Annotated in this window: 13 protein-coding genes; 4 read left to right on the top strand and 9 right to left on the bottom strand. The window is 34.5% G+C overall.

Features of this window, described 5'->3' with window-relative positions; translation table 11 throughout:
- Nucleotide 1 precedes the first annotated feature (1 nt).
- The 3 genes from DRF58_RS00895 to DRF58_RS00885 all read right to left on the bottom strand — a co-directional run bounded on the left by DRF58_RS00895 (nucleotide 2) and on the right by DRF58_RS00885 (nucleotide 4915).
- The gene (locus DRF58_RS00895; protein WP_116031775.1) at nucleotides 2-517 is read right to left on the bottom strand and encodes a hypothetical protein; all 516 of its coding nucleotides are present in this window, start codon (nucleotides 515-517) and stop codon (nucleotides 2-4) included.
- Nucleotides 518-601: 84 nt separating this feature from the next.
- Entirely contained in the window at nucleotides 602-2857 is a 2256-nt protein-coding gene (locus DRF58_RS00890; RefSeq protein ID WP_116031773.1) for a TonB-dependent siderophore receptor, read from the bottom strand.
- A 147-nt stretch (nucleotides 2858-3004) separates the two neighbouring features.
- Nucleotides 3005-4915 carry an ABC-F family ATP-binding cassette domain-containing protein gene (locus DRF58_RS00885; protein WP_116031770.1) on the bottom strand — a complete coding sequence of 637 codons (1911 nt, stop codon included), beginning with the start codon at nucleotides 4913-4915 and terminating at the stop codon, nucleotides 3005-3007.
- Between the two features lie 179 nt (nucleotides 4916-5094).
- Here DRF58_RS00885 and DRF58_RS00880 point away from each other — a divergent pair, with 179 nt between their 5' ends.
- A complete protein-coding gene (locus DRF58_RS00880; protein WP_123902343.1) occupies nucleotides 5095-5919 on the top strand; it encodes a carboxypeptidase-like regulatory domain-containing protein in 825 nt (274 codons plus the stop codon).
- Nucleotides 5920-5922: 3 nt separating this feature from the next.
- Here DRF58_RS00880 and DRF58_RS00875 read toward each other — a convergent pair whose 3' ends face one another.
- Nucleotides 5923-6783, bottom strand: a complete 861-nt coding sequence (locus tag DRF58_RS00875) for a GH25 family lysozyme (protein WP_116031766.1) — start codon at nucleotides 6781-6783, stop codon at nucleotides 5923-5925.
- A 134-nt stretch (nucleotides 6784-6917) separates the two neighbouring features.
- Between DRF58_RS00875 and DRF58_RS00870 the strand changes: the two genes are divergently transcribed.
- Both DRF58_RS00870 and DRF58_RS00865 read left to right on the top strand, forming a co-directional pair.
- Nucleotides 6918-7298, top strand: a complete 381-nt coding sequence (locus tag DRF58_RS00870; RefSeq protein WP_116031764.1) for a hypothetical protein — start codon at nucleotides 6918-6920, stop codon at nucleotides 7296-7298.
- Nucleotides 7299-7443: 145 nt separating this feature from the next.
- Nucleotides 7444-8097, top strand: a complete 654-nt coding sequence (locus DRF58_RS00865) for a LolA family protein (protein ID WP_116031761.1) — start codon at nucleotides 7444-7446, stop codon at nucleotides 8095-8097.
- 54 nt (nucleotides 8098-8151) lie between these two features.
- Here the strand turns inward: DRF58_RS00865 and DRF58_RS00860 are convergent, their stop codons facing one another.
- On the bottom strand, nucleotides 8152-8736 hold the full coding sequence (locus DRF58_RS00860) for a DUF3109 family protein (protein WP_116031759.1): 585 nt from the start codon (nucleotides 8734-8736) through the stop codon (nucleotides 8152-8154).
- Nucleotides 8737-8755: 19 nt separating this feature from the next.
- Nucleotides 8756-9655 (bottom strand): DUF6427 family protein, encoded by a 900-nt coding sequence (locus DRF58_RS00855; RefSeq protein WP_116031756.1) that lies wholly within the window; start codon nucleotides 9653-9655, stop codon nucleotides 8756-8758.
- A gap of 42 nt (nucleotides 9656-9697) precedes the next feature.
- Here DRF58_RS00855 and DRF58_RS00850 point away from each other — a divergent pair, with 42 nt between their 5' ends.
- Nucleotides 9698-9931: a hypothetical protein gene (locus DRF58_RS00850; protein ID WP_116031754.1), complete on the top strand. Its 234-nt coding sequence runs from the start codon at nucleotides 9698-9700 to the stop codon at nucleotides 9929-9931.
- 88 nt (nucleotides 9932-10019) lie between these two features.
- On the opposite strand, the gene DRF58_RS00845 is transcribed toward DRF58_RS00850, so the two are convergent.
- The 3 genes from DRF58_RS00845 to DRF58_RS00835 form a co-directional block, all read right to left on the bottom strand.
- Nucleotides 10020-10463, bottom strand: coding sequence for a universal stress protein (locus tag DRF58_RS00845; RefSeq protein ID WP_116031752.1), 444 nt, complete (start codon nucleotides 10461-10463; stop codon nucleotides 10020-10022).
- Nucleotides 10464-10555: 92 nt separating this feature from the next.
- Entirely contained in the window at nucleotides 10556-11164 is a 609-nt protein-coding gene (locus DRF58_RS00840) for a fumarylacetoacetate hydrolase family protein (RefSeq protein WP_116031749.1), read from the bottom strand.
- A gap of 162 nt (nucleotides 11165-11326) precedes the next feature.
- Nucleotides 11327-12091, bottom strand: coding sequence for a 3'-5' exonuclease (locus tag DRF58_RS00835; RefSeq protein WP_116031747.1), 765 nt, complete (start codon nucleotides 12089-12091; stop codon nucleotides 11327-11329).
- Between the last annotated feature and the right edge of the window lie 34 nt (nucleotides 12092-12125).

The raw sequence follows: 12125 nt of genomic DNA, 5'->3' as shown, positions 1-12125 counted from the left end.
ATTAAATAAATGTCAATAACAAAGCAAGCACAATCCCAATAGCGGTAAAAACCATTCCTCTTTTGAAAATTTTTGACTTCGGTGGGAACATCCAAAAGCTGGAAATCACAAAAAAGAATAACGAGATTCCGAAAAACGTATTGAGTGGAGATAATGTGTCTTTGGATTGTGATTTATGCAGTTTTGTCATTTTGTCCAATACAAATGGCAATTCTTTCTTCTTATATTTAGCTTCGCCTGTTTTGATATTGTAAGTTCCTTGTTTGAAAAACATCAAATCACCTTCTGTTTTATCAACCTCAAAACCTTTGATTTTGATTTCCTTTCCTAATTTTTTCTCGTCCAAATTTGGCTCGAATTTCTTTTCATAACTTTTTTCTTTTTTCAGAAAATCTGTGTCTCTGTAAACCAGTAACACGCCGCTAACTGCATAAACAGCCATAATCCCAGCTAGGAAATAGCCCAGATAACGATGCGTGATTCTCATAAAAGTTTTGGTGTCTTTAATTTTATCCATTGTTTTAATTTTTTTATTACCTTAAAAAGTGGAGGCAAATGTATGACTCCACTTTTATTTTTAGAAATTTGATTTGATATTTTATTAAAGTTTATACGTCAAAGTCACATAATAGTTTCTTGGCATAATCGGATTCACTGAATAATTCTCGTGTACCACATAATTATGAGTGTCAAAAAGATTCCCAATTTTACCTTGAATCAAGAATTTTTTATATTCATATCCAACAGATAGATCAAAGATGTTGTAATCTTTCAATTTAAAGATTCTGGAAATGCCGTTTCTTGCTTCCAAGCTGTTTGCTCCGGTTTTGGTGTCGTTCCAGCCTGCAAGTCTGTCTCCGATAAAATAGTAAGTCCCACCAAGTTTAAGACCTTTCACCCATTTGTCGAATGTATAGAACACGGACCCGTTCACCGTTGTAGCCGGCGTTCTCACCACTCTTTGTTTTTCGACATAGCCAAAAATCTCTGGTGTATCTTTATAAACCGCGTGATTGTAGGCAAATCCGGCGATGATGGAGATATTTTTCGTTGGATTTCCTGTGATATCGGCTTCAACACCCCTGCTTAGTAGTTTACCTGCGAATTCCTTAATATTTGTGTCACTGTTTGGAGTTCCATCTAATTTAAATTGAGCTTGCTGATAGAAATTTTTATTTAGAATCTGATAAGCTGATACATTGAATGCCACAGCATTGTTCCAAATATTTTTCTTGATTCCAACTTCAAACTGATCAATGATACTTGGCTTCAAACCTGTATCTGTGTTCACATCACGACCTGTGTTCGGAGAAAATGAATTGGTATATGTAGCAAAAACGGATAAATTTTCATTAGGCATATAAATCAATCCTGCCTTTGGAGAGAAAGCACGGTCTGCTGTTGCAGAATTATCTTTGCCAACTTTAGAGTTATTCATAAAGTTTGAAACCAACGTGGTCATATTCTCCAAATAAGAATATCTCAAACCAGCAATGACTTTCAACTCCTTCGTAAGGCTTACAAAATCTTGGGCATAGATTCCTATTCTTCTGGTTGGGATTCTTGTTTTTTCATATTTGTTGGCAGTTGGTATCGTTCCACCATTCCAAGAAGATGGATCATCCAGATAAACGTAGCCAGATGCATCACCATTGGTACCATAATAATAAGACGTTCCGTAAACAGCATTGTTTCTGTTAGGATCAAAATAAGTGTAGGCATCTGATTTCAAATAATCGGCATCTGCACCAATCAAAATTTTATGATTGATTTTGCCAGTATAGAATTCTCCATTCACATTAATCTGTGCGCTGGTGTAATTTTGTTCGTTATAAGTTCTGTTAAGATTTCTTCTCCATCTGTATCGGTTATTATTTTGAGTCCAAGCTGTACGCTCAGTTGAAAAATAATCTCTGGTATAATTCTGATAAGTAACTACAGCATTCAACGTCCAGTTTTCATTAAACTGATGATTCACGATGATGTCAGTAGAGGCTTGTTTCACATTTTGATATTGCCAATCTGTACCAAAAAAGGTGCTGATGGGCGAAGTAGTATTCAGGAAATAACTTTTGTCTGGATTTTCAAATGTTCCTAGTCCGAAATCTGGTGTAAAATTATTCTGAAGATAATCTGCTTCAACAATAATCTGAGTTTTAGAACCGATGTTAAAAGCAAAAGATGGATTGAAATAGTACTTTTCAGAATTTACCACATCACGAAAGCTATTCGCTTTTTCATAAGTACCGTTCACGCGAAAAGCAATCTTCTCTGTCAATGGTCCGTAGATATCCACAGTAGGTTTGTAAGAATCCCAACTTCCTGCCGAGAAACCAAGTGTTCCGCCAGATTTGAAAATTGGTTTTTTTGTAATCATATTGATAATCCCACCAGCGGCTACATTACCATATAACAAGGCATTGGCGCCTTTTGCAACTTCTACACGTTCCAATCCGGAAACTTCGGGATTTACACCGCTGTTGATTCTTGCACCGTTTTTATATAGATTCTCTGATCCGAAAGTAAAACCTCTACCTCCAAAACTGGCCTGGGAATTTCCTCTCGCAGAAGTTACATACAATCCACTAACGTTTTGAATAACTTCCGACAATTGGCGTATTTGCTGTTGTTCGATAATCTCGTGAGTCACAATGGAAACCGGTTGAGGATTTTCCATTGCTGTAAGATTTGATTTGGAAGTTGATGTTTTAGCCTTGTTAGGATTGCCCGTTTTATGCAACGCGACGTCTTCAATTTGCTGAATTTTGATTGTGTCATTATCTTTTTGCCCACCTTTTTGAGAATAGACAGAGATAGAAAGCAAAACCAGACTTGCAGAGATGATGGACTTCTTCATTTTTTATTTAGAATATTTAAAAACTAGGCAAAAGTATAAAATGTATCTTTACCAACGCAGTGTTATTTTAAATAATTCTAAATAATGAAGTTTGATTGATTTAATTATATGTAAATCAATGTTTTATAATATTATGATATTTATCAATTATTCCTGAAGCTCCAACCAACGCAATTCGTGCTCCTCAAGTTTTCCGGAAAGTAGCTCTAATTCGGAGGATAATTTTAATATTTTCTCATAATCAGATTCATTGTTGAGTTGTTCTAGAATTTCTGCTCTTTTTTCTTCCAATTTTGGCATTTCTTTTTCGATAGTCTCCAGCTCACGTTGTTCCTTGAAAGATAATTTTTTCTTTGGTTGTTGGTTGCTGGTTATTGGTTGTTGGTTTGCCACGCTGAGCGGAGTCGAAGTTTCTTCCGACTTCCGACTTCCAACTTCCAACTTCTCTGTCTTTTGACTTCTGTCTTCCGACTTCTGACTTTCTCGATATTCCGAAAAGTTTCCGACAAATTCTTTAATTTTTCCCTCGCCTTCAAATGCTAAAACGTGGTCCACAATTCTGTCCATAAAATAACGGTCGTGCGAAACAATAATCAAACTGCCTTGGAAATTCTGAAGAAAATTTTCCAAAACTGTCAAAGTCGGCAAATCCAAATCGTTCGTTGGCTCATCAAAAATCAGGAAATTCGGATTCTGATAAAGAATGTACATCAAGTGCAGACGACGTTTTTCTCCTCCGGAAAGTTTCGAAATAGGCGAATATTGCGTTTGGTCGTCAAACAAGAATAATCTCAAAAACTGAGAAGCCGAGATTGTTTTTCCATTCGCTAAAGGGAAATTTTCTCCAATTTCTTTGATGAAATCAATGACTCTTTCGTCTTCTTTATATTGAAGTCCTTTCTGAGCAAAATATCCGAATTTAATCGTTTCTCCGGTTTCAATTTCTCCAGAATCTTTCGGTTCAAAACCTTGAATGATATTCAGTAAAGTCGATTTTCCAGCACCATTTTTTCCGACAATTCCAACTTTTTCTCCTCTTTGGAAAGAATAGGAAAAATCTTTCAATAGGACATTGTTTCCAAAACTTTTGCTGATGTCTTTCAGCTCAAGAATCTTGTTGCCTAACCGTTTCATTTCGAAATCCAATTCCAGGGCTTGTTTTCTAGTGTCGGTTTTCGCTATTTTTTCAGTTTCGTAGAAATCGTCTTGTCTTGATTTAGATTTTGTTGTTCTCGCTTTTGGTTGACGTCGCATCCATTCTAATTCCTTTCTGTAGAGGTTTTGCGCTTTATCAATCGTCGAATTCAGATTATCCTCACGAATCATTTTATTCTCAAGATATGTCGCATAACTTCCGTTGTGGAGATAGAGATTGCCGTCTTCCATTTCCCAGATTTTATCACAAACGGCATCCAGAAAATAACGGTCGTGCGTCACAAGAAGCAACGTAATTTTAGCTTTACTCAAATAATTTTCCAGCCATTCTACCATTTCCACATCCAGGTGGTTGGTTGGTTCATCCATTATCAGGAGTGTGTGGCGATGTTCTGCTCTGGTTTCAGTCAAGAGTTTAGCTAATGCAATTCTTTTGATTTGACCTCCGGAAAGTGTTCCCATTTTCGCTTTCAAATCTGTGATTTTAAGCTGAGAAAGGATTTGTTCCATTTCGTTTTCCAAATCCCACGCTTTGTGGATTTCCATTTCTGCTAAAGCCGTTTCCATATCATCCGGATTTTCTGAAGTCAAGGCGTGATGATACTTTTTCAAAGCCAAAATTGGTGCGGAATCCAAAGTCATCATAAACTCATCCACAGACAATGTTGGGTCAAAATCAATCTCTTGGTCAAATAAAACGACCTGAATATCTTTGTTGATAATCACATCTCCACCATCAGCAATTTCTTTTCCCATCAGGATTTTCAGGAGTGTCGATTTTCCACTTCCGTTTTTGGCAACGATAGCAATTTTGTCACCTTCGTTAACGTGGAAAGTAATGTTTTTGAATAAAACTTTGAGGCCGTAAGATTTGCTAAGATTTTCTGCAGAAACGTAATTCATTTTTATAAATGATAAATGATGAAATATAAATGATCTGCGAAAATACGAAATTGAAAACCGAAAATTCTGTTACTATTGATTAATATTCAGAAAAATTTAAGTAAAAAATTAGTGGATTTAACCTTTCTTTGAGAGATTGGGAAAAAGAAAATTCAGAAGTTTGTGTTAAATTAATTTCAATGAAAAAAATCAACTTTATCCTTGCGTTATTCGCAATCTTATCTTTTCACGCACAAACTATTTCCGGAACTGTAATTTCAAAAGACGATAACCACCCAATTCCTTATGCGAAAATCGGAATTGTCAATAGTAATTATAGAATTCAGGCGGATGAAAACGGGAAATTTCAAATCAAACTAAATGACATTTCGAAAGATAAAGAACTGATTGTCGCAGTTGCCGGCTACAAACAATTCCGAAGCTCTGTAGAAGACTTTGTGAAGACCAATCCTCACAACATTTATCTGTATGAAAAAGTAACTAACATACAGGAAGTTGTGATGGCTCCGAAGAATTATAAAGATAAAAATCTTGGGGTTAACAGCAAGTCAAAATCCGTAATGTTTACGCCCAATATGGAAAAAGGAAATTCTGTGGTGGAAGAAACCGCTGTGGAATTCAGTTCCAATAAAAAGCTGAAGATTACAAAAATCAATATGAATTTTTCCAGATTCGAATCGACTACGCCAATCAAAGTTCGTTACAAGATTTATGATGAAAAAGACGGAAAACCGAACAATTTGATTTTGAGTAAAGACATCATTGCAACGATTAATAAAGACGATTTGGATGATTTTACATATTCTTTGGATGTAACAAATGAAAAGATTTGGCTTGAAGGAAAGTTTTTTGTTGGGATTCAGTTTATCGGCCAATCCAATGGCAAAGTGGCTTTGAGTGGCGCATTGTTCAGGTCTGGTTATTACCGCAGTTTTTATGGGAATTGGGAAAAAATCGGAATGGCAGCGCCAGCAATTAATATCGATGTGAAAGTTCAAAAGTAAATTCTAATCAATCGTCATCATTTTCAAAGACCAAAGATTCCCATTATAAATATCCAAATCGACTTTTGAGTTGATCCCATAAACAATTCCGTTTTCAGAGAATTGCCAAAATTGCCATTCATCGTCTGGAGAAGGTGTTGGGACATCATTATAATTGGCTAACCAAAGCGGATAATCATCAAATTCGCCTTTCAAGTAATCTTTGTAATAATGATAATAAGTGTAGATAATCGGTTTTTCGCCGTAAGTATCTTCCATTATTTTTATCCAAACTTTGAGGTCAGAAACCAATTGTTCTTTTGATTTTTTTCTCGGATTTTTTTCAATATCGAGAATGGGCGGAAGGTCGCCTGATTCTAATTTCGCCACAGAAAGAAAAGAATTGGCTTGCATCACAGGATCTTCGTCCGGACGGTAAAAATGATAAGCGCCACGGATTAAGTTATGCTGTTTTGCAGTTTCCCAAAAATGGTCAAAATTTTTATCTAACTTTCGGTTTCCCATACTTGCTCTCAGAACCACAAATTTCAAAGGAATTGTTCTGTTTCCGATGCTCAAACTATCCCATTGGATATCTTCTTTTTTTTGATAATGAGAAATGTCAAAACCAAAAGTTTGATTAGAATAGAGTCCGATTATTTTTTCGATTCTTTGGGATTCGGTTTCTGTGTTTGAGAGTTTTTTATGCTCAAAATGTTTTCCTAGATAGTAAGCGAAATAATAATTGATTTTCTGCCTTAGATAAAAACCTGTTCCTAACAAAGCAATACAAAGTATAATCAACAAAATCCAACGTTTCTTGATGAATGTTTTTCTTCTTTTCTGATGAATTTTTCTTTTGGAAGCTGGATTGATCTTGGACATAAGTTTTGCAAAAATATTATTTTTATTAATTGAAATATCGAAGAAAATTTATTTTATGAAATTTAAATCCAGATGAATATTTTTGGCTTATTTTATGCTAATATTGTAACATTAATTTTAAAATATTAAAAACGATGAAAAAGAGATTATTATCATTAGCTGCAATTCTTTTTGTAGCAGTTACAATGAACGCTCAAACTGTGAAAGAAGAAGTTAAAAAAGATTCAAAAGCTGTAGGAACTGCGGTTAAAAAAGGAGCCAAAGCAACTGGAGAAGGCGTAAAAGATGCTGCAAAATGGACTGGGGAAACAGTAGAAAAAGGTGCTGATGCAACCGCTGAAGGTGTGAAAGATGGTGCGAAATGGACCGGCAAAACAGCAACCAAAGGTGCAAAAGCGACAAAGAAAGGTGTGAAAAATGCTGCTAAATGGACTGGGAAAACAGCCAAAAAGGGAGCAAATGCTGTAAGTGATACTTACAAAGATGTAAAAGATGACATCAAAAAGAAAGATTAATATTTGATAAATCAATAGAAAGCAACTTCAAAGTCTGAAGTTGTTTTTATTTTTTTTGTAACAAAACTACTGTGAATTGAACTAACTGAAAAGTGATAGTCTTATAAAATCACTATATTCGTTAATAGAAAATAAAAAAAATAAAATGAAAAAACTTATTGTATCGTTTGCACTTTCTCTTTTGTTTGCTGCAAATATGATGGCTCAAAATGTTCCAACTGCGAAACAAGTTATTGATAATTATGTAACTGCTCTTGGTGGAAAAGCAAAATTGGAGGCTGTGAAAACACTTTCTATGAAAAATACTATCAGTGTGATGGGAATGGAAATGGAAGGTACAACGGTGAAAAAAGATAACAAGTTCAAGTCAACTCAGACGATGATGGGGCAGGAGATGGTTCAGATTTTCGATGGAGAGAAAGGTTATGCTAACCAAATGGGACAAAAAATGGATTTTCCGGCTGACCAAGTTGCAAAACTGAAAACTTCAAAAATAATCGAAGCGCTTGGAATGGACGCTGCAAAAATTAAAACTGTGGAGAAAAAACAGATTGATGGAAAAGATTTCTATGTGCTTTCTTCTGATGATACCAAATCTTATTTTGATGTAAAAACAGGATTACTTGCAAAATCTGAAGGAGATAAAGGTGTAATGACTATTGCTAAATATGCGGATGTTGACGGAATCAAATTCCCAGAAGAGATGTCTGTAGATGCAGGTGGACAACAGATTACAATCAAAAATTCTGATATCAAAATCAATCAGCCAGTTTCTGATGATGTTTTCAAAATTGAATAATTTTTGAATTATATTATAAAGAAAAAGAATCCAAATTTGGATTCTTTTTTTGTTTTATGAGTTGTATTCTTTTTCCCATTCTTCGGCAGCTTCACAAAGTGTATTGTAAAAATCCAGACCGTATTTCCTAATCAGCGGCTCTTTCAAAAACTGAAAAATCCTAACCTGTAATTCTGAACCCAACGTACAAGCATCACTACAAATATCCCATTCGTGATAGTTGAGTGCAGAAAAAGTTTTGTACTCGTTCACACGGATTGGGTAGAGATGGCAAGAGATTGGTTTTTTCCAATCCACAGCGCCATCTTCGTAAGCCTTTTCTATGCCACATTTTGTAGTTCCTTTTTCGTCAAAAATCACATAAGCACACTCGCTTCCGTTGACCAAAGTTGTTACATAACCTCCGTCATAATCATCAATAACCCAAGTTCCCTGCTCTTCAATGGCTGTTACACCTTCTGGTCTTAGGTAAGGTTTTACTTTCGGGAAAATTTCGTCAAGGATTGGCAGTTCATCTTTATCAAGAGGAGCTCCTGTGTCTCCATCTACACAACAAACGCCTTTGCATTTGGTAAGGTTGCAGACAAAACTTTGGGCAAATATATCTTCCGAAATTAATTTATCATCTATCTGAATCATTCGACATCCATTTTAAATTTTATACAAAATTAGCGATTTTAAAGATTGCAAGTGTAAAGACAATGATCCAAAGTCCCAATTCCTGCATCCAATATTTAGGTAAGAAACGTAACATTCTGCTGATAATGATGCTTGAAGGCAAAGCAAGAAGCAACAGATATTCGTAATTTGTTCCCATATAAAAAATAATCGTAATCAACTGAGCAAGAGAGAAAACAAGAACAAATGTGTATTTGTATCTACTGATTGGACTTTTCTCATTGTAATGTTTGAAATGGTCGGAAAGCGAGTAGAGTAACATCAGCGCAATCGGAATCAAAATATATAATGTTAAGTAAGAATCTAACGGTTCAAATTTTCCATAAAAAGGCAAATAAGTCTTGTCCCAAGTTGTGTAATGAATGAGATACATCAATCCGAAGTAACTTAGAACAATCAGAATAATTCCAAATAAAAGTCTGAAAATATTAAGTCCAATTCTCCCCGAAGTTCCGATAATATGGAAAATTACAAAAACGCCCATTGGCCAGCTTGGCGGAAAAACCAAATAATTGAAAGCCAGAATTGAACCTACTAGCATAAAAGAACTTTTTCGCAATTGGTCGTTTTGACTGGTGAGAATTAATAATAAAATCGAGCTCATCAGGAAAGTAAAAGCCAATCCTAAATCAATAGTTCCATCATAAAATGAAGCAACAAAAATCGTGTAAAGAAAAAGCGGGAGATGTGAAAACTGATTCAGCGCAATCGCATTGAATAAAAAATATCCTAAACTGATTCCCATAAATGTAATTACCGATGGGAAAACACCTATGTATTTGAAATCTAATAAATTAAGTGATAAAAATATCAAGAACAAAAAGCCGATATAAAGCGGAACAGAAAAAATATTGCTTTCTTTAGAAAGTAATCGAAACATTTTTTATAAATTTGTGCAAAGTTAATTTAAAAAAAGAAAAATATGACATCTTTCTGGTTAGCATTAAGTGCAGCATTCAAATGGTCTTTTGGTTTCTTCGACCTTACTGCTAATGTTTTGAATTGGATTTTATTCCTAGTAGCTTCTGGATTTTTCTGCTACTGGTGCTACATTTTGGTTGTGACATTAGGTGCTCAAAAAGATAAAGATTATTTCTCTCCTACTGAAGGGAAGAATCCTTACTATGATCCAAAAATTTACAAAAACGAAGGTTAAATAAATTGATTATATTTATAAAAAACCCGTCTTGTTATTGCAACGAGACGGGTTCTTTTGTTTTGAAATCTATTAACTATTGGGGATTTTAATCCTCATCGTGACAAGGAACAACCAAAACCGGAATTTTTGATTTTCTTGTAATTTCCTTTGTTAAACTACCGATAAAAACGTCATAAACACCACTTCTACCGTGAGAGCCAATTACAATATAATCAGCATTTTTCTCATCAGAGTATTCTAGAATTGTATCACCAGCAATACCTTGTTTAAGAATGTGAGTGCAATTCACGCCTTGCGAAATTACTTTTTCTTCTAATTTGTTAAGTGCTTTCAGTTCAAATTTGATTTCATTTTCCTCAACTTCTGGGAAATATTGGAAACCCATATCACCAATCACAAAACCAATATCTGTAGCAGCAACGTGAATTAGGGCAATCTCGGCATTTACATCTTTCGCAAAACTTACAGCATAATCTACCAATTTGTCGGAGCTGTCAGAAAAATCTACGGGTAAAATAATTTTTTTCATAATCTCAAGGTTTATAGTATTTCTTGTTTGTAGAAAAGCAAAAACTTAGCCATTTTTACTTTTCAAAATATGATATAAGTTGCAATAAAGGATTATTGAATCTTCAAAGAAAACAACTTTTTGTCTTCGAGAGAAGCTTCCAAAAGGTCATTTTCAGAAACTTTTCCAACACCTTTTGGAGTTCCTGTAAAAATCAAATCGCCAACTCTCAATGTGAAATATTGTGAAGCAAAAGCAATAATATCATCAAAGCTGAAAATCATATCTTTTGTATTTCCGTTTTGGACTTGTTCATTATTTTTTGTCAGAGAAAAATTGAGATTCTGCAAGTCATAATTCTCTTTTGATACAAAATCCGAAACTACAGCAGAGCCATCAAATCCCTTTGCTAATTCCCAAGGTAAACCTTTATTCTTTAGTTTAGATTGTAAATCTCTTGCCGTAAAATCAATCCCAAGACCGATTTCTTCATAATGTTTACCAGCGTTTTCTTTTTGGATATATTTTCCTCCTTTTGAGATTTTCAAAACCACTTCCAATTCATAATGAACGTCGTCAGAGAATTCTGGGATATAAAAATCAGAACCTTTTTTCAAAACCGCTGTGTCAGGTTTCATAAAAATTACTGGATCTTCAGGGATTTCATTTCCTAATTCTTTTGCGTGTTCGCTGTAATTTCTTCCTATGCAGATTATTTTCATAATATTATTTATTTTATACCACAAAAGTCACAAAAGAATAAAATTCCAAATATATTTTTAAAGTTAAAAAAGAGTAGAAATAACCCTTTTTTGTTCTTAATTAGATGTTAGTAATAATTAGAAAGCTTTTGTGACTTTTGCGGTTTTGTGAAAATTTGAGGATTAAAACCTTGACTTCAACTGAATCTTTGTGAATATCTTCTTCGTGTAAAGTGGGAAATCCGCACTTTGAAGCCAGCCGTAATAACCCAAATCTTTTTGAAAAACTTCTTTTACAACTTGACCTTTATATTTTCCGAAAGCAAAAATCTCTTGTTCTTTTTCATTAAAATGAATCATTCCCGCTAAATCAGCAAATCTTTTTTGAGAAGAGAAATCACTTAACTCTGCAATTTCATTCGGAACATCATCATATTTTCCAACTTGAGCATCCAAAACTTCAAAAGTTGCCATTACATCAGCTTCAGCAGAATGCGCATTTTCCAAAGTTTTTCCACAATAGAATCGATAAGCAGCGCCAAGATTTCGCGGTTCTTTTTTAAAGAAAATGGTTTGCGCATCTACAAAACGATGTTTACTAAGGTCAAAATCGACATCAGCTCGTAACATTTCCTCAGCCAAAACAGGAATGTCAAATCTATTAGAATTGAAACCTCCTAAATCAGAATCCTTAATCATTGCCATTACTTTTGGCGCAATGTCTCGGAAAGTTGGAGCTTCTGCAACATCTTCATCATAGATTCCGTGGATTGCGGAAGATTCTTTTGGAATTGCCATTTCTGGATTCACGCGCCAAGTTTTACTTTCTCTTGAAGAATCAGGATTGACTTTTAGAATACAAATTTCTACGATTCTGTCTTTTCCAATGTTGGTTCCGGTTGTTTCCAAATCGAAAATGCAAAGTGGTTTATGGAGTTTTAAATTCATTTTTTATAATTGAAGTTGTTAATTAAGAGTTATG

Source organism: Epilithonimonas hispanica, assembly GCF_003385395.1.
In the GTDB taxonomy this organism is placed as follows: Bacteria; Bacteroidota; Bacteroidia; order Flavobacteriales; family Weeksellaceae; genus Epilithonimonas; species Epilithonimonas hispanica.
Note: the sequence above shows the minus strand (reverse complement) of the source record. Positions and strands in the feature narration are given on the sequence as shown.

Bases quoted from the DNA above. Each gene is read 5' to 3' on its own strand.
- DRF58_RS00895 (WP_116031775.1), bottom strand. From the start codon at position 517: ATGGATAAAATTAAAGACACCAAAACTTTTATGAGAATCACGCATCGT.
- DRF58_RS00890 (WP_116031773.1), bottom strand. From the start codon at position 2,857: ATGAAGAAGTCCATCATCTCTGCAAGTCTGGTTTTGCTTTCTATCTCT.
- DRF58_RS00885 (WP_116031770.1), bottom strand. From the start codon at position 4,915: ATGAATTACGTTTCTGCAGAAAATCTTAGCAAATCTTACGGCCTCAAA.
- DRF58_RS00880 (WP_123902343.1), top strand. From the start codon at position 5,095: ATGAAAAAAATCAACTTTATCCTTGCGTTATTCGCAATCTTATCTTTT.
- DRF58_RS00875 (WP_116031766.1), bottom strand. From the start codon at position 6,783: ATGTCCAAGATCAATCCAGCTTCCAAAAGAAAAATTCATCAGAAAAGA.
- DRF58_RS00870 (WP_116031764.1), top strand. From the start codon at position 6,918: ATGAAAAAGAGATTATTATCATTAGCTGCAATTCTTTTTGTAGCAGTT.
- DRF58_RS00865 (WP_116031761.1), top strand. From the start codon at position 7,444: ATGAAAAAACTTATTGTATCGTTTGCACTTTCTCTTTTGTTTGCTGCA.
- DRF58_RS00860 (WP_116031759.1), bottom strand. From the start codon at position 8,736: ATGATTCAGATAGATGATAAATTAATTTCGGAAGATATATTTGCCCAA.
- DRF58_RS00855 (WP_116031756.1), bottom strand. From the start codon at position 9,655: ATGTTTCGATTACTTTCTAAAGAAAGCAATATTTTTTCTGTTCCGCTT.
- DRF58_RS00850 (WP_116031754.1), top strand. From the start codon at position 9,698: ATGACATCTTTCTGGTTAGCATTAAGTGCAGCATTCAAATGGTCTTTT.
- DRF58_RS00845 (WP_116031752.1), bottom strand. From the start codon at position 10,463: ATGAAAAAAATTATTTTACCCGTAGATTTTTCTGACAGCTCCGACAAA.
- DRF58_RS00840 (WP_116031749.1), bottom strand. From the start codon at position 11,164: ATGAAAATAATCTGCATAGGAAGAAATTACAGCGAACACGCAAAAGAA.
- DRF58_RS00835 (WP_116031747.1), bottom strand. From the start codon at position 12,091: ATGAATTTAAAACTCCATAAACCACTTTGCATTTTCGATTTGGAAACA.